The 17,391-nt window shown below is 67.2% G+C and carries 19 protein-coding genes; 8 read left to right on the forward strand and 11 right to left on the reverse strand.

Annotated features, from left to right (window positions below; all coding sequences use genetic code 11):
- The first annotated feature begins 1 nt into the window (after nucleotide 1).
- Nucleotides 2-460 carry a DUF2892 domain-containing protein gene (locus HUS23_11590; GenBank protein ID QKT04403.1) on the forward strand — a complete coding sequence of 153 codons (459 nt, stop codon included), beginning with the start codon at nucleotides 2-4 and terminating at the stop codon, nucleotides 458-460.
- 10 nt (nucleotides 461-470) lie between these two features.
- On the opposite strand, the gene HUS23_11595 is transcribed toward HUS23_11590, so the two are convergent.
- The 4 genes from HUS23_11595 to HUS23_11610 all read right to left on the reverse strand — a co-directional run bounded on the left by HUS23_11595 (nucleotide 471) and on the right by HUS23_11610 (nucleotide 4,475).
- The gene (locus HUS23_11595; protein ID QKT04404.1) at nucleotides 471-1,292 is read right to left on the reverse strand and encodes a GTP cyclohydrolase I FolE2; all 822 of its coding nucleotides are present in this window, start codon (nucleotides 1,290-1,292) and stop codon (nucleotides 471-473) included.
- Nucleotides 1,293-1,355: 63 nt separating this feature from the next.
- Nucleotides 1,356-3,233, reverse strand: coding sequence for a 1-deoxy-D-xylulose-5-phosphate synthase (gene dxs, locus HUS23_11600; protein ID QKT04405.1), 1,878 nt, complete (start codon nucleotides 3,231-3,233; stop codon nucleotides 1,356-1,358).
- A gap of 64 nt (nucleotides 3,234-3,297) precedes the next feature.
- Entirely contained in the window at nucleotides 3,298-4,182 is an 885-nt protein-coding gene (ispA, locus tag HUS23_11605; GenBank protein QKT04406.1) for a (2E,6E)-farnesyl diphosphate synthase, read from the reverse strand.
- On the reverse strand, nucleotides 4,179-4,475 hold the full coding sequence (locus HUS23_11610; protein QKT04407.1) for an exodeoxyribonuclease VII small subunit: 297 nt from the start codon (nucleotides 4,473-4,475) through the stop codon (nucleotides 4,179-4,181). Before HUS23_11610 ends, ispA begins: the two co-directional genes overlap by 4 nt.
- 408 nt (nucleotides 4,476-4,883) lie before the next feature.
- Here HUS23_11610 and HUS23_11615 point away from each other — a divergent pair, with 408 nt between their 5' ends.
- The 4 genes from HUS23_11615 to HUS23_11630 all read left to right on the forward strand — a co-directional run bounded on the left by HUS23_11615 (nucleotide 4,884) and on the right by HUS23_11630 (nucleotide 7,744).
- Nucleotides 4,884-5,303 (forward strand): rubrerythrin, encoded by a 420-nt coding sequence (locus HUS23_11615; GenBank protein ID QKT04408.1) that lies wholly within the window; start codon nucleotides 4,884-4,886, stop codon nucleotides 5,301-5,303.
- Between the two features lie 89 nt (nucleotides 5,304-5,392).
- Nucleotides 5,393-6,742 (forward strand): Fe-S oxidoreductase, encoded by a 1,350-nt coding sequence (locus tag HUS23_11620; GenBank protein QKT04409.1) that lies wholly within the window; start codon nucleotides 5,393-5,395, stop codon nucleotides 6,740-6,742.
- A gap of 51 nt (nucleotides 6,743-6,793) precedes the next feature.
- Entirely contained in the window at nucleotides 6,794-7,102 is a 309-nt protein-coding gene (locus tag HUS23_11625; protein QKT04410.1) for a ferritin, read from the forward strand.
- Between the two features lie 48 nt (nucleotides 7,103-7,150).
- The gene (locus tag HUS23_11630; GenBank protein ID QKT04411.1) at nucleotides 7,151-7,744 is read left to right on the forward strand and encodes a DUF3501 family protein; all 594 of its coding nucleotides are present in this window, start codon (nucleotides 7,151-7,153) and stop codon (nucleotides 7,742-7,744) included.
- Nucleotides 7,745-7,892: 148 nt separating this feature from the next.
- Here the strand turns inward: HUS23_11630 and HUS23_11635 are convergent, their stop codons facing one another.
- From HUS23_11635 to HUS23_11645, 3 genes are all read right to left on the reverse strand, one after another.
- Nucleotides 7,893-8,669 carry an ABC transporter ATP-binding protein gene (locus HUS23_11635; GenBank protein QKT04412.1) on the reverse strand — a complete coding sequence of 259 codons (777 nt, stop codon included), beginning with the start codon at nucleotides 8,667-8,669 and terminating at the stop codon, nucleotides 7,893-7,895.
- The gene (locus tag HUS23_11640; protein ID QKT04413.1) at nucleotides 8,666-9,646 is read right to left on the reverse strand and encodes an iron ABC transporter permease; all 981 of its coding nucleotides are present in this window, start codon (nucleotides 9,644-9,646) and stop codon (nucleotides 8,666-8,668) included. The genes HUS23_11635 and HUS23_11640 overlap by 4 nt, the downstream gene beginning before the upstream one ends.
- Before the next feature lie 100 nt (nucleotides 9,647-9,746).
- The gene (locus HUS23_11645) at nucleotides 9,747-10,040 is read right to left on the reverse strand and encodes a hypothetical protein (GenBank protein QKT04414.1); all 294 of its coding nucleotides are present in this window, start codon (nucleotides 10,038-10,040) and stop codon (nucleotides 9,747-9,749) included.
- A 204-nt stretch (nucleotides 10,041-10,244) separates the two neighbouring features.
- On the opposite strand from HUS23_11645, the gene fnr reads away from it, so the two are divergent.
- On the forward strand, nucleotides 10,245-10,982 hold the full coding sequence (gene fnr / locus HUS23_11650) for a fumarate/nitrate reduction transcriptional regulator Fnr (protein ID QKT04415.1): 738 nt from the start codon (nucleotides 10,245-10,247) through the stop codon (nucleotides 10,980-10,982).
- Nucleotides 10,983-11,142: 160 nt separating this feature from the next.
- Here fnr and HUS23_11655 read toward each other — a convergent pair whose 3' ends face one another.
- The gene (locus HUS23_11655; GenBank protein QKT04416.1) at nucleotides 11,143-11,811 is read right to left on the reverse strand and encodes an HAD-IB family hydrolase; all 669 of its coding nucleotides are present in this window, start codon (nucleotides 11,809-11,811) and stop codon (nucleotides 11,143-11,145) included.
- 86 nt (nucleotides 11,812-11,897) lie between these two features.
- On the opposite strand from HUS23_11655, the gene HUS23_11660 reads away from it, so the two are divergent.
- Entirely contained in the window at nucleotides 11,898-12,512 is a 615-nt protein-coding gene (locus HUS23_11660; GenBank protein ID QKT04417.1) for an RNA pyrophosphohydrolase, read from the forward strand.
- A gap of 83 nt (nucleotides 12,513-12,595) precedes the next feature.
- Nucleotides 12,596-14,869, forward strand: coding sequence for a phosphoenolpyruvate--protein phosphotransferase (gene ptsP / locus HUS23_11665; GenBank protein ID QKT04418.1), 2,274 nt, complete (start codon nucleotides 12,596-12,598; stop codon nucleotides 14,867-14,869).
- 22 nt (nucleotides 14,870-14,891) lie between these two features.
- On the opposite strand, the gene argA is transcribed toward ptsP, so the two are convergent.
- From argA to HUS23_11680, 3 genes are all read right to left on the reverse strand, one after another.
- The gene (gene argA, locus HUS23_11670; protein QKT04419.1) at nucleotides 14,892-16,229 is read right to left on the reverse strand and encodes an amino-acid N-acetyltransferase; all 1,338 of its coding nucleotides are present in this window, start codon (nucleotides 16,227-16,229) and stop codon (nucleotides 14,892-14,894) included.
- Between the two features lie 73 nt (nucleotides 16,230-16,302).
- Nucleotides 16,303-16,803, reverse strand: a complete 501-nt coding sequence (locus HUS23_11675; GenBank protein QKT04420.1) for a Slp family lipoprotein — start codon at nucleotides 16,801-16,803, stop codon at nucleotides 16,303-16,305.
- Nucleotides 16,804-16,815: 12 nt separating this feature from the next.
- Nucleotides 16,816-17,391: a Slp family lipoprotein gene (locus HUS23_11680; GenBank protein QKT04421.1), complete on the reverse strand. Its 576-nt coding sequence runs from the start codon at nucleotides 17,389-17,391 to the stop codon at nucleotides 16,816-16,818.

Raw genomic sequence — 17,391 nt, forward strand, 5'->3', positions numbered from 1 at the left:
CATGTCGGTCAACTCCGCGCGGGTGATGAAACACACCGATCCGGGCTTGAACGCGCAGTTTCGTGCGGACGTGGAGGCGCGTGTGGAGCGGCTCGCGGCCGAGGGCCCGCAAGCCATCGAGACGCGCCTACGCGAGTTGGAGCGGGAGTGGGATATCGAGCGGGTACTGGAGGCCAACGCGGGGAGCTTGGCCGCCATGAGCGCGCTGCTCGCCGCCACGAACAGCCGGCGCTGGTTGTTGCTGACGGGAGTAGTCGGCACTTTTCTAACCCAGCACGCGGTGCAGGGTTGGTGTCCGCCGGTACCGTTATTCCGCCGCCTGGGCTATCGCACCACAGCGGAGATCGATTACGAGCGCGTGGCACTCAGGGCCGCGCGGGGCGACTTCACGGGCCGAGAGGACGATCCGGCTGCTGCTTTGGACGTTGCCGCTCGCACGGTGGGGCTGCACCAGCGCTAGCCCCGACCGTTTACCAGGCGGGGTTGTCCTTGTCCTTCTCGATCAGCGCGTAGGCCGAATGGTTGTGGATGGACTCGAAGTTCTCGGATTCCACCACGAAGGCGCCGATGCGCTCCTCCGCGTTCAGGCGCGCGGCGACGTCGCGCACCATGTCCTCGACGAACTTGGGATTGTCGTAGGCACGCTCGGTGACGTACTTCTCGTCCGGCCGCTTGAGCAGGCCGAACAGTTCGCACGAGGCCTCGCTCTCCACGATGTCGATCAGGTCTTCGATCCAGACGAAGTCGCGCAGGCGCGCGGTGACGGTGACGTGCGAGCGCTGGTTGTGGGCACCGTACGCCGAAATTTCCTTGGAGCAGGGGCACAGGCTGGTGACCGGCACCACGACCTTGATGGTCATGACCGGACCTGCCTCGGTGAGTTCGCCGACGAAGGTGACGTTGTAATCGATCAGGCTGCGTACGCCGGACACCGGCGCGGCCTTCTCGATGAAGTAGGGGAAGGCCATCTCGATGTGACCGGCCTGCGCTTCGAGGATCTCGGTCATCTCGCCGAGCATCTCCTTGAAGCTCTTCACGCAGATCTCGCGCTCGTGGCGGTTGAGGATCGCGACGAAGCGCGACATGTGCGTGCCCTTGAAGTTGTGCGGCAGGTTCACGTACATGTTGAAATTCGCCACGGTGTGCTGCTCACCGCCGGCGCGCTGGCGCACCCGCACCGGGTGGCGGATGTCCTTGATGCCCACCTTGTTGATCGGGATGCAGCGCGTGTCGGCGCTGGCCTGCACGTCAGCGATGACGGGCGTGACGACGGAGGCAGGGCTTTGGCTCATGGTGCGACTTCCTCGACGACGACGAGCGCGGCGCGCTCTATTCCTGAGTAAATTACTGGGACTTTACGCGAGCGGGGTGATATTGGCAAGGCTCTGGTGCACGCTGCGTACGATACCCTCGGCGCTAAGTCCGCATTCGGCAAGCAGTTCCTCCCGCGCGCCGTGATCCACGAAGCGGTCGGGCAGGCCCAAGTGCATGAGCGCCACGCTGATGCCGTGGCGTGCCAGCGTCTCGGCGACGCCGCTGCCGGCACCGCCCGCCACCGCGTTCTCTTCGACCGTCACCAGCAGCTCGTGTTCCTTGGCCAGCGCCACGATCAGCGCTTCGTCCAGCGGCTTCACGTAGCGCATGTTGACCACCGTGGCGTCCAGCGTCGCGCCGGCCTCCAGCGCCGGCGCGAGCATGCTGCCGAAGGCGAGCAGCGCCACACTTTCACCCTGCCGACGCGGTTCCGCCTTGCCGACCGGTAGTGCCTGCATCGGCGCTTCAACCGGCACACCCGGTCCCTTGCCGCGCGGGTAGCGCACCGCCGCCGGGCCCTCGAGCTGACAGGCGGTATAGAGCATCTGGCGGCACTCATTCTCGTCGGCCGGCGCCATCACGGTCATGTTCGGGATGCACCGCAGGAAGCTCAGGTCGAAGCTGCCCGCGTGGGTGGGGCCGTCGGGGCCGACCAATCCCGCGCGGTCGATGGCGAACACCACCGGCAGGTTCTGGATCGCCACGTCGTGGATCAGCTGGTCGTAGGCGCGCTGCAAAAAGGTCGAATAGATCGCCACCACCGGTTTCTGCCCCTCGCAGGCCAGCCCCGCCGCCAGGGTCACCGCGTGTTGCTCGGCGATGCCCACGTCGTAGTAGCGGTCCGGAAAGCGTTCGGAGAACTCGACCAGCCCGGAGCCTTCGCGCATCGCGGGGGTAATGCCGACCACGCGGTCGTCGGCCGCCGCCATATCGCACAGCCACTGGCCGAATACCTGCGTGTAGGTCGGCCCGCCGCCGGCCGAGGCCGCCTGCCTGCCGCTCGCCGGATCGAACTTGCTCACGCCGTGATAGGTGCAGGGGTTCGCCTCGGCGGGCGCATAGCCCTTGCCCTTACGCGTCACCACATGCAGGAACTGCGGGCCCTTCAGCGCGCGCAGGTTGCGCAGTGTGCGGATCAGGGTCGGCAGGTCGTGGCCGTCGATGGGGCCTATGTAATTGAAGCCGAGCTCCTCGAACAAGGTGCCCGGAATCACCATTCCCTTGACGTGTTCCTCGGCGCGCCGCGCCAGTTCCCACACCGGGGGCATCACGCCCAGCACCTTCTTGCTGCCCTCGCGTACGCTCGCGTAGAGCTTGCCGGAGAGCACCCGCGCCAGGTAGTTCGACAACCCGCCGACATTGGGCGAAATCGACATGTTGTTGTCGTTCAGCACCACCAGCAGGTTGGCGTCCAGGTCGCCGGCGTGGTTGAGCGCCTCGAAGGCCATGCCCGCGGTCATGGCGCCGTCGCCGATCACCGCCACCACGTTGCGTTGCTCGCCACGCTGGTGTGCGGCGAGCGCCATGCCGAGTGCGGCACTGACGGAAGTGCTGGAGTGGCCGACGCCGAAGGTGTCGTACGGGCTCTCGCAGCGCTTGGGGAAGCCCGCCAGGCCGCCTTTCTGTCGCAGCGAGGGCATGCGCTCGCGCCGCCCGGTGAGGATCTTGTGCGGGTAGCTCTGGTGCCCGACGTCCCACACCAGCCGATCCTGCGGGGTGTCGTACACGTAGTGCAGGGCGAGGGTCAGCTCGACCGTGCCCAGACCGGCCGCGAGGTGACCGCCGGTGCGCGCCACGGATTCGATGAGGAACGAGCGCAACTCCGCCGCCAGCGGCTTGAGGTCGCTCTCGGGCAGCGCGCGCAGATCCTCGGGCGAGGTGATGCGCTGGAGCAGGGGAAACGCGGTCAGGCTCGGCATGGGGCGGCGGATGCGTCGATTAAACGGTTAATGATGCGGGGTCGGGGCGCCGCTGGCAAGAAAGCTAGCTCATCCGCTCCACGATGTAGCGCGCCACGGCGCGCAGCAGGTCGGCCTCCGTGCCGAACGGCTCGAGACATGTCAGGGCTTCCTCGTGCAGGGCGCGGGCGTGCGCCTTGGCGCCGTCGAGACCGAGCAGCGCCGGGTAGGTAGGCTTGCCACGGGCCTGGTCGGCGCCTTGGGTCTTGCCCAGTGTCGCGGTATCGCCTTCGACGTCCAGTACGTCGTCCCTGATCTGGAACGCGAGCCCGATATTGCGCGCGTAGCGGTCGAGGCGGGCGAGCTGGTCGTCGTTGACCTCCGCGGCGCAGAGCGCACCGAGACGTACACTGGCGCGGATCAAGGCGCCGGTCTTACGCAGGTGCATGTCCTCGAGCGCGTCCAGCGTCAGCGCCTGGCCGACCGCGGCCAGATCGATGGCCTGGCCGCCGGCCATGCCGAGCGAACCGCTGGCCTGCGCGAGCGTGTGCATCATCGCCACGCGCTGCTCGGCGCGCACCGGCGCCTGCACCAAGGCCTCGAAGGCCAGGGCCTGCAGGGCGTCGCCGACCAAGATGGCGGTCGCCTCGTCATAGGCCTTGTGCACGGTCGGTTTGCCGCGGCGCAGGTCGTCGTCGTCCATCGCGGGGAGGTCGTCGTGGACCAGGGAGTACACGTGCACGCACTCCACCGCGCACGCCGCGGCGTCCAGGGCCGCGTCCGGCGCCCCGAGTGCTTCACCGGCCGCATAGACCAGCACCGGCCGCACGCGCTTGCCGCCGTCGAGCGCGGCGTAGCGCATGGCCTCGTGCAGACGGTGCGGGCTGCTGTGGGCGTCGGGCAGATAGCGCGCGAGCGCCGTCTCCACCCGCGCCTGCAGGGTCGGAAGGCGTGTCTCGAGCACCGTCATTCCTCGGGTTGGGCGGGGGCCTGAAAGGGTGCCAGGGTCGCCTCGCCCTGACGCTGCAACAGCAGCTCGACCTTCTGTTCGGCCTCGCCGAGCGCTTGCTGACAGAGGCGCGTCAGCTCCACGCCGCGCTCGAAATCGCGCAGCGCCTCCTCCAGGGTCTGTTCGCCCTGCTCCATGCGCGCCACCAGGGCATCGAGTTCCTGCAGCGCCTGCTCGAATTGTGCGATGGACTGCTGGGCGGCCGGGGTGTCGGCCTGGCTGGTTCTCTTGGGCACGGACGGGTCCTGCTCCATGTCAAGTACAGGGACGAAAAAGGGGGCTAACCTTACCACGGATAGGGCAGGGGCCCCTAGCCCGCATTCTCGCCGAGCGGACAGCGGAGGCCGCACAAGTAATTGAAAGCCTGGTTGAAACCAGGAGGAATCGGCGCAGTGACACCCTGCTCGCCGCTGTCCTATCGCGGTTCGGGCCGGTCGCTGCCTCGGTAGCGTGGGCGGGAGCTGGCGGGACCGCGTCGCCAGGGACGTTGTTCAGCAGGTTCAGGGGCTTGCGGGCGTTCCGCGTCATGTTGACACGGTCTAAGGCCTTCGGTATCGTTACGGCAGATTTAGACTGATTCTAAATCTCGTCCTGCGGGCGCCGGAACAGGGCGCAGAAGCTAGACATTTTTCGTCTGTATCACAAGTGGAGGAAAGCTAGTCATGGAACTCAAAGGAAGCAAGACCGAGGACAACCTCAAGTACGCGTTCGCGGGTGAGTCGCAGGCCAACCGTCGTTATCTGTACTTTGCCGCCAAGGCCGACGTGGAAGGCTACAACGACGTCGCCGCCGTGTTCCGCTCCACGGCCGAGGGCGAGACCGGTCATGCGCACGGGCACCTGGAATACCTCGAGTCCTGCGGCGATCCGGCCACCGGCATGCAGTTCGGCCCGACGGCGGACAACCTGAAGACCGCCATCGCCGGCGAGACGCACGAGTACACCGACATGTACCCGGGCATGGCGAAGGCCGCGCGTGACGAAGGCTTCGACGAGATCGCGGACTGGTTCGAGACGCTGGCCAAGGCCGAGCGCTCGCACGCCAACCGCTTCCAGAAGGCCCTGGATACCCTGGGTAGCTAAGAACGGCGAGGGGGCCCCGCGCGGGCCCCCTTTCTCTTGGTTCGAGAGCCCCTGTGCTCGCCTGACTCAAACCGAAAGAAGGACAAGCTATGTCAGCGCCCACCGACCAACAACGCGAAGGCAGTCTCGAGGCGCCTACCCGGCACCCGCTGGACTGGAAAAACCCCGAGTTCTACAACGAGCAGTCCTTGTTCGAGGAAATGGACCGGGTCTTCGATATCTGTCATGGGTGTCGGCGCTGTTTCAGTCTGTGCAACTCCTTTCCCACCTTGTTCGACGCGATCGACGAGTCGCCCACCATGGAGCTCGACGGCGTCGACAAGAAGGTCTACTGGGACGTGGTGGACCACTGCTACCTGTGTGACATGTGCTACATGAGCAAGTGTCCCTATGTGCCGCCGCATCCCTGGAATGTCGATTTCCCGCATCTGATGCTGCGCGCCAAAGCGCTGCGCCATCAGCAAGGCAAGCACAAGCTGCGCGACCGGATGATCACCTCCACCGACACCGTGGGGCGCTTCGCCGGCATTCCCGTCGTGGTGCAGATGGTCAATGCCGCCAACAGGAGCCGTCCGCTGCGCAAGGCGCTGGACAAGGTGATGGGCATCCACCCCGATGCGCTGCTGCCCGAATACCACAGCAACACCCTGCGCAAACGTCTCAAGGGGCGCGCCGGTCAGGACGCTCAGGGCGAACCCGCCGGTCCCACGCGCGGCAAGGTGGCCTTGTTCGCCACCTGCTATGGCAACTACAACCAGCCCGAGCTCGGCGAGGACCTGGTGGCCGTGTTCGAGCACAACGGCATCCCGGTGACGATCGCCGAGCAGGAACGCTGCTGCGGCATGCCCAAGCTGGAGCTCGGCGACTTCGAGACGGTGACCAAGCTCAAAGAGGTCAACATCCCGCAGTTGGCGCGCCTGGTGGATCAGGGTTGGGACATCGTCGCGCCGGTACCCTCCTGCGTGCTGATGTTCAAGCAGGAGCTGCCGCTGATGTTCCCGGACGACCCGGAGGTCATCAAGGTGCGCGACGCGATGTACGACCCTTTCGAGTACCTCATGCTGCGTCACCGCGCGGGCAAGCTGAACACCGAGTTCCGCCACAAGATCGGCAAGGTGTCCTACCACGTCGCGTGCCATCAGCGCGTGCAGAACATCGGTATGAAGACGCGCGAGCTCCTGGAGCTGGTGCCGGACACCAAGCTCGAGCCGATCGAGCGCTGCTCGGGACACGACGGCACCTACGCCGTGAAGAGCGAGTTCCACGAGACCTCGATGAAGATCTGCAAGCCGGTGGTGAACCGGGTGAAGAAGGCCGAGGCGGATTACTACACCAGCGACTGCCCTATCGCCGGCACGCAGATCAAGAACGGCATGGGTGCCGATGCGGCGGATCCGGTGCATCCGTTATCCCTGCTCCGCAAGGCCTACGGAATCTGAGTCCGCGTGCAGCGCGGGCGTCATCGACGACCACCACAAGGAGAGTAAGGCATGGGCGGCAACAGCGAGAGTTATCACGAGCCCATAGAACAGCTCGACGAGGACGTGCGCGACATGCACCGCGCGATCGCCTCGCTGATGGAGGAGTTGGAGGCCGTGGACTGGTACAACCAGCGGATGGCGGCCACCAAGGACGTCACGCTGCGTGCGATCCTGCGTCACAACCGCGACGAGGAAAAGGAGCACGCGGCCATGATGCTGGAGTGGATTCGCCGTAAGGATCCCGTGTTCGACAAAGAGCTGCGGGACTACCTGTTCACCGACAAGCCGATTACCAAACTCGAGGAGGAGAGCGACTGAGCGCGTAGCGCGCTGCGCCGCCTCCCGCATCGCACGAAGGAGACCACCATGGATAAGTTGCAACGCCAAGACCTGTTCACCCTGGAGAAGTACGCCGAGGTGCGGCCGGAGTTCCGGGCCAAGGTCATGGCCCACAAGAAGAGTCGCAAGGTGGCGCTGGGTGACCACGCCACGGTCTACTTCGAGGACCGGCTGACGCTGCAGTATCAGATCCAGGAGATGTTGCGCGTGGAGCGCATCTTTGAGGCCGCCGGTATCCAGGAAGAGCTGGACGCCTACAACCCCTTGGTGCCCGACGGCAACAATTGGAAGGCAACCTTCATGGTCGAGTACGACGATATCGACGAGCGCCGCGAGATGCTGGCCAAGCTCATCGGTATCGAGGACAAGGTGTGGGTGAAGGTCGGCGAGCACCCCAAGGTGTACGCGATCGCGGACGAGGACCTGGAGCGCGAGACCGACGAGAAGACTTCGTCGGTGCACTTCCTGCGCTTTGAACTGACGCAGGAGATGTGTCAGGCGGTCGCGAGCGGCGCTTCGATCGGTGTCGGTGTGGACCATCCCGAGTGCACGCAGGCCGTGGATCCGGTGCCGGAGAACGTACGCGCGGCATTGGCGGCGGACATCGCTCCTCAACACTGAGGCCTGCAGTCGGAGTACACGAAGGGCACGCGGCACCGCGTGCCCTTCGTCTTTTGACGGGCGGCGTACGTTCCGCGGCGCGGCGGTCGGTTAAGGGAGGGCCGGAATAGCTTCGTGCCTGGTCCTCAGACCCCTGTTCAGAGCTTCCCTAACGCGGTACGTAAACGGTGCGCCCATCGGGGGCGTGCAGACTCACGACGGCTTGGCCGTACAGTCGCTCGAGCACGGCCGTATCGAGGATATCCCCCGCCGCCCCGGCCAGCCACGAGCCGTCGCCGAACAGCAGCAGCAGGTGATCGCAATAACGCAGCGCGAGGTTGACGTCGTGCAGGCTCATGAGCGTCGCCCCCTGGCGCGCACGCGCGCGCGCCACGACCTGGTCGAGCACGGCGAGTTGATGGTGCGGATCGAGGTGGTTGGTCGGCTCATCGAGCAGATAGATGCGCGGATCCTGGGTGAGCAGGCGCGCCACACCGAGTCGGCGGCGCTCGCCGCCCGACAAGGTGTGGACAGCGCGGGCCTCGAGTCCCCCCAGATCGACGGCGGCCAGTGCCGCATGCGCGGTACGCCGATCCGCGTCGCTCTCCGAAGCGAAAGGACCGAGGTGCGGGTGGCGCCCCGTGAGGGTGGTCTCCAGCACGGTGGCGGGAAAGTCGGCGGGTTCGTCCTGAAACAGCACGCCCACCTCGCGCGCCAACGCGCGGCGTGACCATGCGCCCACGGGGCGCCCCTCTAATTCGAGTTCGCCGTTCACCGGCGGGAGGAGGCCCGCCAAGGTGTGCAGCAGCGTGGTCTTGCCGCTGCCGTTGCGACCGAGCACCGCCCAGCATTGACCCGCGGTCAGCGAGAACTCCAGCGCGTCGAGCAGGGTCCGTCGGCCGCGGACCAGCCCCAGGCCTCGCGCCGTCAGTAGGGGCGAGCTCATCGGCTGGGGCCGGCGCTGCGCTGTAATAGGAACAGGAACACCGGCACGCCGATCAAGGCGGTGACGACCCCCACCGGGAGCTGTTGCGGCGCGAAGGCGGTGCGCGCCAGCGTATCGGCCAGCACCAGCAGGATGCCGCCGAGCAGGGCGGCCCCCGGCAACACGTAGCGGTGGTCCGAGCCCACGAGCAGGCGCACGATGTGCGGCACGATAAGGCCCACAAAGCCCACGCTGCCCGCGGTGGTGACGGCGAAGGCGGTCAGCAGCGAGGCCAGCACGTAGAGCACCAGCTGCAGTCGATTCACGTTCACCCCGAGCGCCTGGGCCTGCAGGGCACCGTGGGTGAGTACATTCAGGGGGCGTGCCAAGGCGAGGGTGCCGAGCGCGGCGGCCGCCAGCACCATGAGCGGCGCCAGCGGCGCGCTGCTGTAGGTTAGGTCCCCCATCAGCCAGAACAGCATGCCGCGCAGCTGTGCATCGGGCGCCAGGGCGAGCAAGAAACTGATGAGCGCGCCCCAGCCTCCGGCGATCACCACGCCCGTGAGCAGCAGGCGGGTGGCGGTCCAGCTGCCGCGGCCGTGCGCCAGTCCGAATACCAAGAACATCGACAGCAGGGCGCCGGCGAAGGCGCTGCCGGTCAGCCACAGGCCGCCTAGTCCGGCCAGCATGGCGAGCAGGGCGGCGACCGCGGCACCGCCGGCGACGCCGAGCACGTAAGGATCGGCCAAAGGGTTGCGTAGCAGCACCTGCATCAGCGCGCCCGCCAGACCAAGCAGCCCGCCCGCGGCGAACCCGGCGAGGATGCGGGGCATGCGCAACTCAAGGACCAGTGAGCGGCTCAGCTCGTCGCCGCCGCCGAGGAGCACGCTCGCGACGTGCCAAGGCGAGAGAGCGATGCTACCCGTTCCCAAGGCCAGCAGGACGCTGGCGGCGGCGAGCAACAACAAGACGGGCAAGAAAAGGTGGTTGCGTGACATGGTCCGTGGCGACGGCGCGCCAAGGCGGCGGCACGCGGTACTCTACCACGCACGGGCGAGGGCCCCGCGGTTCGTCCGGGGCCCCGTTGCGGTAAGATGCTCAGTGACGGACGGCGTGCAGCAGCTCTCCCAAGGCCGCGCGCGTCTGGCCGTTCTCGGCGAACTCGATGCGCCCGCCGCGGCCGTCCACGCGCGTCACCGTTCCGCGCAGGACGATCGGCGCCCGCTGCGGCAGCCGCAGTTCGAGGTCGATCGGGTTGCCGTGCAGGAAAGCCAGCGCGCCCTTGACGTAGGCGCCGTGCATATTGATAGTCCGCACTGTCGCCAGCGCGACCGGCAAGGCCTCGTGGTAGATGACGCCCGCGGTGCGTTGATGCCAGGGGGTTGGACGCATGGCACCCTCCTAGGAAGCGGTTGTCTGAGCTTGATCGCTCAGCTAACACGCTACGCCTTCGGGTGCAGCGGAACATTGACCTGCCTCAAAACAGCGGGACGCTTGGCGGCGGCCGCCGGCCAAGGTGGGTGCCCAGGTTCAAAACAACAGCGGTAGGCGGCCCAGGTCTACTGCCGCAGGGCGGGCCAAGCCCGAGGAAGCTTGATGAACAATCCGAAAGCCTTCCCACTTGAGCAGCTGCGCGTGGCGTGCCAGCAGTGTTCACTGCGTGAGCTCTGCCTGCCGCTCGGGCTGGACGGCAACGAACTGCGCCGTCTGGATCAGATCGTGCGCCCGCGCCGACAGTTGTTGCGCGGGGAATTTCTCTATCATGAGGGCGCGCCGTTTCAGAAGTTGTTCGCGGTGCGCAGCGGCAGCATCAAGACCACCGGCCTGACGGAAGATGGGCGCATTCAGGTGCTGTCGTTCTATTTCCCCGGCGAGATCCTGGGCATCGATGCCATCCAGGCCGACCGGCACGCCTGCAGCGCCGAGGCGCTGGAAGCCACCGAGGTGTGCGAGATTCCCTACCAGCAGTTGTCGGACCTCGCCCGCGCGCTGCCGGGGTTGCAGCGTCAGCTGCTGCGCATCATGAGCGGCGAGGTCGTGCGCGATCAAAGCCTGCTCCTCGCGCTCGGCACGCTCAAGGCCGAGGAACGCGTGGCCACTTGTCTGTTGAGTTTCTCCGAGCGCCAACGCCGCCAGGGCCTGCCCGACGATCAGCTGCTGCTGTCGATGTCGCGACAGGATCTCGGGGACTATCTCGGCCTCGCCCTGGAGACGGTGAGCCGTATCCTGTCGCGCTTTCAAGATGCCGGGCTGCTCAAGGTGCAGGGCAAACGCGTGAGTGTGCTGGACATGGCGGGACTGCGCGCGGCCGCCGCGAGCGGCTGCGCGAACTAGGCTCAGCAGCCAGCCGGCGCGCTTACTCGCTCAGGGGGAACTCTTGGGCAGCACGTCACAGCCCAGCGTCACAGGCCAGGCCCGATGCGCTGCGTCCCCGTCCACTGGTTTGCGGTGGGCCTACGAGCTGGAGCGCGGGGCACTCGTGTCTTGACCAAGTTCAAGCGTGTTCGGGCTCGCGCAGCGAGATGATCGGCCAGCCGCGCTCGCGCGCCTCGCGGGCCAATACCGGGTCGGGGTCGACCGCCACCGGGTGCGCCACCGCCTCGAGCAAGGGCAGGTCGTTGTGGGAGTCGCTGTAGAACCAGGCGCCGTCGAGCGCGCGTCCGTGTTGGGCGAGCCACGCCTGCAGCCGCTGGACCTTGCCCTCGCGAAAGCACGGCGTCCCGCTCACGGCGCCGGTGTAACGGCCCTCGCGACACTCGGGGTCGGTGGCCAGCAGGTGGGTTATCCCCAATTCTCGCGCGATGGGCTCGGTGACGAAGCGATTGGTCGCGGTGATGATGAGCAGTTCATCGCCGGCTTCACGATGGCGCTGCAGCAGCGCGCGGGTGCCGGGCGCGATGATCGGGCGGATGTGCTCGGCCATGAACTCGGCGTGCCACCCGTGCAGTGCCGCGGGGTCGTGCGCCGCCAGGGGCGCCAGGCTGAAGCGCAGGAACTCGTGGATGTCCAGGGTGCCGGCCTTGTACGCGTCATAAAACCGCTGGTTCTCGCGTTCGTAGTGCTCACCGTCGACCAGTCCGCGCGCGACCAGAAAGCGGCCCCACAGGTAATCGCTGTCACCAGCCAGCAGCGTGTTGTCCAGGTCGAAAATCGCCAGCGCCATGCGCCCTCCCGCGTCTTAGGCAGCCCTTCATGATACCGGATCGCCACGGTGGCCGCTCCCACGCCTGAGGGACGGGATGGTGGCGGATGCGAATAGCTTCTTCCAGCGTTGCCGCACCGACCCCTTTTGTGGAAGAATCGAGTCAGAAGCGTGACGAAAGTGGCTCGCAAGTGATTGATCGCGACGGGTACCGGCCTAATGTGGGCATCATTCTCAGTTCGCGGGAGAGCCGGGTTTTCTGGGGCAGACGCATTGGCCAGAACGCCTGGCAGTTTCCGCAGGGCGGCATTTGCGCGGGCGAGTCACCGGAAGAAGCGATGTTTCGCGAGTTGTACGAGGAGACAGGGCTCTTGCCGCACCATGTCGAGGTGGTGGGCTGTACCCGTGGCTGGCTGCGCTACCAGATCCCCAAGCGACTGATTCGGCGTGGGCCGCCCCCGGTCTGCGTGGGCCAGAAACAGCGTTGGTTCATGCTGCGCCTGGTGGGAGGGGACGAAGACGTGCGGCTGGACTCGACGGATAAGCCCGAGTTCGACCACTGGCGCTGGGTCAGCTACTGGTACCCGGTGCGTGCGGTGGTGCCCTTCAAGCGCGGCGTTTATCAGAAGGCCCTCCGAGAGTTGGCCCCGCTCGTGTTTCCCTCGTCGGCGCGAGGCGCCGTCCGCGCTTGCGACCAGGGCAAGGCCAAAGTCATCGGCTGAACGCCCGCGCCGCAAGCCGCGTCTTCGGCGCCGCAGCGGGGCGCCCCGACACGCGCATTCCCTTTTAGCTTAAGGACCATGACATGCTCGACACGCTGCGCCGCCTCGTGCAGGAGGTCAATGCCGCGCGCAATCTTGACCAGGCGCTCGAGATCATCGTGCAGCGTGTCAAAGCGGCCATGGCGGCGGACGTGTGTTCGGTCTACCTGCGCGATGCCGAGCAACAGGCACACGTGCTGATGGCCACCGAGGGCCTGAACCCGCAATCCATCGGGCGGGTGCGGCTCTCCGATTCCGAAGGCCTGGTGGGCCTGGTCAGCGAGCGTGCCGAACCGGTCAACCTCGAGAATGCCCCCGATCATGTCCGGTATCGCTACTTCCCGGAGACCGGCGAGGAGCGCTACCACGGCTTCCTCGGCGTGCCCATCATTCATCACCGTAAGGTGCTGGGTGTGCTTATCGTGCAGCAGCGCGCGCGGCGCAAGTTCGATGAGGACAGCGTGAGTTTCTTGGTGACGGTGGCCTCGCAGCTCGCGGGGGCCATCGCCCATGCCGAGGCCAGCGGCGGTATCAATGGCTTGCGCGAGCCCGTGTGTGCGGTCAGCGGCCTGCAGCGCCCGCTGGAGGGCCTGCCGGGCGCGGCGGGCGTGGCCATCGGCACGGCGGTGGTCCTGTATCCGCCGGCGGTGCTCGAATCGATCCCCGATCGCGCGCCCGCCGACGTGGAGGCCGAGGTGACGGCCTTTCGGGAGGCGGTGCGGCGCGTGCGCGAGGATCTGCACATCCTGTCCGAGCGGCTGCGCGGCGTGCTCCCTCCGGAGGACCACGCCCTGTTCAACGCTTACCAGATGATGCTGGAGGGCGACAGTCTGGTGGGCGACACGGTGACTCGCATCCGGGCGGGCAACTGGGCGCCGGGGGCGTTGCGCGAGACCATCGAGGCGCATGTGCGCGTGTTCGATGCCATGGACGACGCCTACCTGCGCGAACGCGGCGACGACCTGCGCGACCTTGGGCGCCGCATCCTGATGAGTCTGCAGCAGGACGAACTCGCCCGCAGCGAGTTTCCCAAGGACACCGTGCTGGTGGGCGAGGAGGTCTCGGCCTCGATGCTGGCGGAGGTGCCGCAGGATCGACTGGTCGGGGTGGTCTCCGTCAGGGGCTCGCGCACGTCCCACGTGGCGATCCTGGCGCGCGCGCTCGGCATCCCCGCCGTGATGGGCGCGGGCGATCTGCCGGTGGGGCGCGTGGACGGCTGCCGCATCGTTGCCGACGGCTACAGCGGGCGGGTCTATGTTGCTCCGGCGCCGGCCATCATCAGCGAGTATCGGCGCCTCGCGCGCGAGGAGGCGGAACTCGCGGCCGGCCTGCAGGGGCTGCGCGACCTGCGCGCCGAGACACCCGACGGCGTGCACATCCCGCTGTACGTCAATACCGGTCTGATGGCCGATATCACGCCCTCGCGCAACAGCGGTGCCGAGGGCATCGGCCTGTACCGCACCGAGTTTCCGTTCATGATTCGCCAGAGCTTCCCGGGCGAATCCGAGCAGTGTCAGATCTACCGCCAGGCCCTGGAGGCTTTCGCCCCGCGCCCGGTGACGCTGCGCACGCTGGACGTGGGCGGCGACAAGGCGCTGCCGTACTTTCCCATCAAAGAGGACAACCCCTTTCTGGGCTGGCGTGGCATACGCATCACCCTCGACCATCCGGAGATCTTCCTGGTGCAGCTGCGCGCCATGCTGCGCGCCAGTGTCGGTTTGGACAATCTGCAAATCCTGCTGCCCATGGTGAGTACGGTCTCCGAACTGGATGAGGCGCTCGGGCTCTTGCGCCGCGCCTATCAAGAGTTGCAGGAGGAAGGTGAGCCGGTCGCTTGGCCGCGCGTCGGCGTGATGGTGGAGGTACCCTCGGCCGTCTATCTGGCGGATGCCTTGGCGCGCCGGGCGGATTTCTTGTCGGTGGGCACCAACGATCTGACGCAATACTTACTGGCGGTGGACCGCAACAACGCACGCGTTGCCGAACTGTACGATTCCTTGCACCCGGCAGTGCTGCGCGCCTTGATTCAGGTGGTCGAGGCCGGTCATCGTAATGGCAAGCCGGTCAGCGTGTGCGGCGAGATGGCGGGCGATCCGGCCGCGGCCTTGCTGCTGCTCGGCATGGGCATGGATGCGCTCAGCATGAGCGTGTCGAGCCTGCCGCGGGTGAAATGGATGATCCGCAAGTTCTCCCGCGCCGAGGCGCGCGCCCTGTTGGAGGAGGTGCTCGCGCTCGACGATGTCGAGGCGATACGCGGGCGCCTCGAGCGTGCGCTCGAAGAGGCGGGCCTCGGCGGGCTGGTGCGGGCGGGCAAGTGACCCCGCCCGCCGCGCGCAGGCCTCAGCGTGCGGCGGCGAGGTCCTTGATGAACACCTTGGACTTGCGCTGGTAGTTGTACAGGCGCTGGCGCGCCACCGGCAGCGCGCCGAGTTCGGCCTCGTGGAACCCGCGTTCGCGGAACCAGTGCGTGGTGCGCGTAGTGAGTACGAACAGACGCTCGATCCCCTGACGGCTCGCCTCGCGTTCCACATGCGCCAGCAGCGCATCGGCGCGCCGCTGGCGACGGTAGTCGGGATGCACCGCGAGGCACGCCAACTCGCCCACCCGGTCCTCGGCAAAGGGATAAAACGCCGCGCAGGCGACGATCATGCCGTCGCGCTCGATGACGGTGTAGCGCTCGATCTCCATCTCCAGCAGTTCGCGCGAGCGGCGCACCAGCACACCCTGTTGCTCCAGGGGCGTGATGAGTTCCAGGATGCCGCCCACGTCCTCGATGCTCGCGCGACGCATGCCCTCGAAGTTCTCCGCGGCCACCAGCGTGCCCACGCCGTCGCGGGTGAACAGCTCCATCAATAGCGAGCCGTCCACGTGCCGATCGATGAGGTGGGTGCGGCGCACGCCCGCGCGGCAGGCCAGCGTGGCGCTCAGCAGACAGCGCAGCACGTCATCGCGCACATTGGCGGGCGGCTCGCGCAGCAGCGCTTCGGCCTCGTCCACCGGCAGCTCGCGCAGCAACTCGCCGTCGGCGCGTACCACGCCGGGGGCGTCGACCAGGTACACGAGCTTCTCGGCCTTGAGCGCCGCCGCGGTGGCGGTGGCCACGTCCTCGGCGCTGAGATTGAAGATCTCGCCGGTGGGGGAGTAGCCGAGCGGCGAGAGCAGCACGATGGCGTTTTCGTCCAGGTGGCGCGCGATCGCGGCGGCGTCCACCCGGCGCACCTCGCCGGTGTGGCAATAGTCCACCCCGTCGCGCACGCCAAGCGGTTTGGCATACACGAAGTTGCCCGAAGTGACACGGATCTGCGCGCCGGCCATGGGCGAGTTGGCGAGGCCCATCGACAGCAGCGCCTCGATCTCCACGCGCACCGTACCGGCCGCCTCCTTGACGCAGGCCAGCGCCGTCTCGTCGGTGACGCGCAGCCCGCCCACCAAACGCAACTGGGCCCCGCGCGCGCGCAGCCGCTCCTCGATCTGCGGGCGCGCGCCGTGCACCAGCACCAAGCGCACGCCCAGGCTGTTCAGCAGGGCGACGTCGTGGGCGAGCGAGGGAAACTGGGCCTCGGCGACCATCTCGCCGCCGAAGGCGAGCACGAAGGTGCGCCCGCGAAAGGCGTTGATGTAGGGCGCCGCGTTGCGAAACCAACGCACGTAGGCGTCGTATGGAAGGTCTTGGCCCACCGGGTGGCCCTCCTGGGGCTGCAAGGCGGGCCGATTATATCAGCTTGAAAAACATTGCCGAACCAATGCGTGCTCAGCGGTGGATGCCGACGCCTACACCGAAATGGAAGCGCGGCTGCGTGTCGCGCGGCGGGCCGGGCACGGGCCACAACTCGAGCTGTTCGATGCTCACTACCGGGTAGACGTATTCCGCCTCGCCGATACGCCCCTCGGCCTTCTCTTTGAGTGGGCCGAGCACGCTGATGTGGCGCCCCGCGGCATACTCGACGCGCTCGAGGTAACCCGGCTGCACCGCCAGGAAGCGGCCCAGCGGATTGGCGTTTGTGTCCGGCCGCTGGCGCTCGTTCAGCGGGTAGGCGAGGATCTCGATCTGCGTGGCGTCCTGCAGGTTGCGCGTTTCGATGATGGTGCCGCCCCATAGCACGCGCTGTCCCTCCGCCTCCGGTAGCCGCTCCAGCGCGCCGCGCGGCGTCACCGCGGTGTCCACCGTCTCGGCATCGAACGGCGGCGCGGTGGCGCAGCCGACCAGCGCCAGCGCCGCGCCCAGCATCGCAAGCCATCGCATTGGTGTCATCAGTGCCTCTCTTTACCAGCGGCGGTAGGGCCAGGGGCCCCACGGGTACCACGGATCATAGTAGTACGGCCGATAGAACGGGCTGTAGAAGGGGTCATAGAACGGATCGTGGTAGTAGGGGTCGCGCACCGGGCGCGGCTGCCACAGGCGCCACTGTTCGGCGGCCAGCACCGGGTAGCGGTACTCGTAATCCCCCACCGGCTGGGTGTCGATCCCGTCCACCTTGCCGTAGGCCGTGACTTCGCGGTCGCGCGCGTAGACAGCGGGATCGAGGAAGCGCTCCGTGCGGATGATGAAGCGGCCGAGTTGCTCGCCGTCGGCGCGCGGCCGTCCGTTCGCGTCCAGGCTGCGTCCCAGCACCAGTACGTCGGTGCCGTGCGCGCGGTTCTGGACCTCGATGATGGTGCCGCCCCAGCGCGCGTCGCTGCCGACGAAGCGTTCGCCATCCGGCCCGCGAACTTCCGCGACCCGCAAGTCGCCCGGCGGGACATCGCGAATGACGTCAGGAACCGGGGAGGTCGCGCAACCGACGAGGGTGAGCATAAGCCCGGTCAGCAGCGGGATGAATAGTGGCTGGATGGCGCGCAT

The organism is Ectothiorhodospiraceae bacterium 2226 (assembly GCA_013348725.1).
Classification (GTDB): domain Bacteria; phylum Pseudomonadota; class Gammaproteobacteria.

Excerpts from the sequence above, each read along its gene's own strand:
- HUS23_11590 (QKT04403.1), top strand. The coding sequence starts at position 2 with ATGTCGGTCAACTCCGCGCGGGTGATGAAACACACCGATCCGGGCTTG.
- HUS23_11595 (QKT04404.1), bottom strand. The coding sequence starts at position 1,292 with ATGAGCCAAAGCCCTGCCTCCGTCGTCACGCCCGTCATCGCTGACGTG.
- dxs (QKT04405.1), bottom strand. The coding sequence starts at position 3,233 with ATGCCGAGCCTGACCGCGTTTCCCCTGCTCCAGCGCATCACCTCGCCC.
- ispA (QKT04406.1), bottom strand. The coding sequence starts at position 4,182 with ATGACGGTGCTCGAGACACGCCTTCCGACCCTGCAGGCGCGGGTGGAG.
- HUS23_11610 (QKT04407.1), bottom strand. The coding sequence starts at position 4,475 with ATGGAGCAGGACCCGTCCGTGCCCAAGAGAACCAGCCAGGCCGACACC.
- HUS23_11615 (QKT04408.1), top strand. The coding sequence starts at position 4,884 with ATGGAACTCAAAGGAAGCAAGACCGAGGACAACCTCAAGTACGCGTTC.
- HUS23_11620 (QKT04409.1), top strand. The coding sequence starts at position 5,393 with ATGTCAGCGCCCACCGACCAACAACGCGAAGGCAGTCTCGAGGCGCCT.
- HUS23_11625 (QKT04410.1), top strand. The coding sequence starts at position 6,794 with ATGGGCGGCAACAGCGAGAGTTATCACGAGCCCATAGAACAGCTCGAC.
- HUS23_11630 (QKT04411.1), top strand. The coding sequence starts at position 7,151 with ATGGATAAGTTGCAACGCCAAGACCTGTTCACCCTGGAGAAGTACGCC.
- HUS23_11635 (QKT04412.1), bottom strand. The coding sequence starts at position 8,669 with ATGAGCTCGCCCCTACTGACGGCGCGAGGCCTGGGGCTGGTCCGCGGC.
- HUS23_11640 (QKT04413.1), bottom strand. The coding sequence starts at position 9,646 with ATGTCACGCAACCACCTTTTCTTGCCCGTCTTGTTGTTGCTCGCCGCC.
- HUS23_11645 (QKT04414.1), bottom strand. The coding sequence starts at position 10,040 with ATGCGTCCAACCCCCTGGCATCAACGCACCGCGGGCGTCATCTACCAC.
- fnr (QKT04415.1), top strand. The coding sequence starts at position 10,245 with ATGAACAATCCGAAAGCCTTCCCACTTGAGCAGCTGCGCGTGGCGTGC.
- HUS23_11655 (QKT04416.1), bottom strand. The coding sequence starts at position 11,811 with ATGGCGCTGGCGATTTTCGACCTGGACAACACGCTGCTGGCTGGTGAC.
- HUS23_11660 (QKT04417.1), top strand. The coding sequence starts at position 11,898 with ATGCGAATAGCTTCTTCCAGCGTTGCCGCACCGACCCCTTTTGTGGAA.
- ptsP (QKT04418.1), top strand. The coding sequence starts at position 12,596 with ATGCTCGACACGCTGCGCCGCCTCGTGCAGGAGGTCAATGCCGCGCGC.
- HUS23_11675 (QKT04420.1), bottom strand. The coding sequence starts at position 16,803 with ATGACACCAATGCGATGGCTTGCGATGCTGGGCGCGGCGCTGGCGCTG.
- HUS23_11680 (QKT04421.1), bottom strand. The coding sequence starts at position 17,391 with ATGCGCGCCATCCAGCCACTATTCATCCCGCTGCTGACCGGGCTTATG.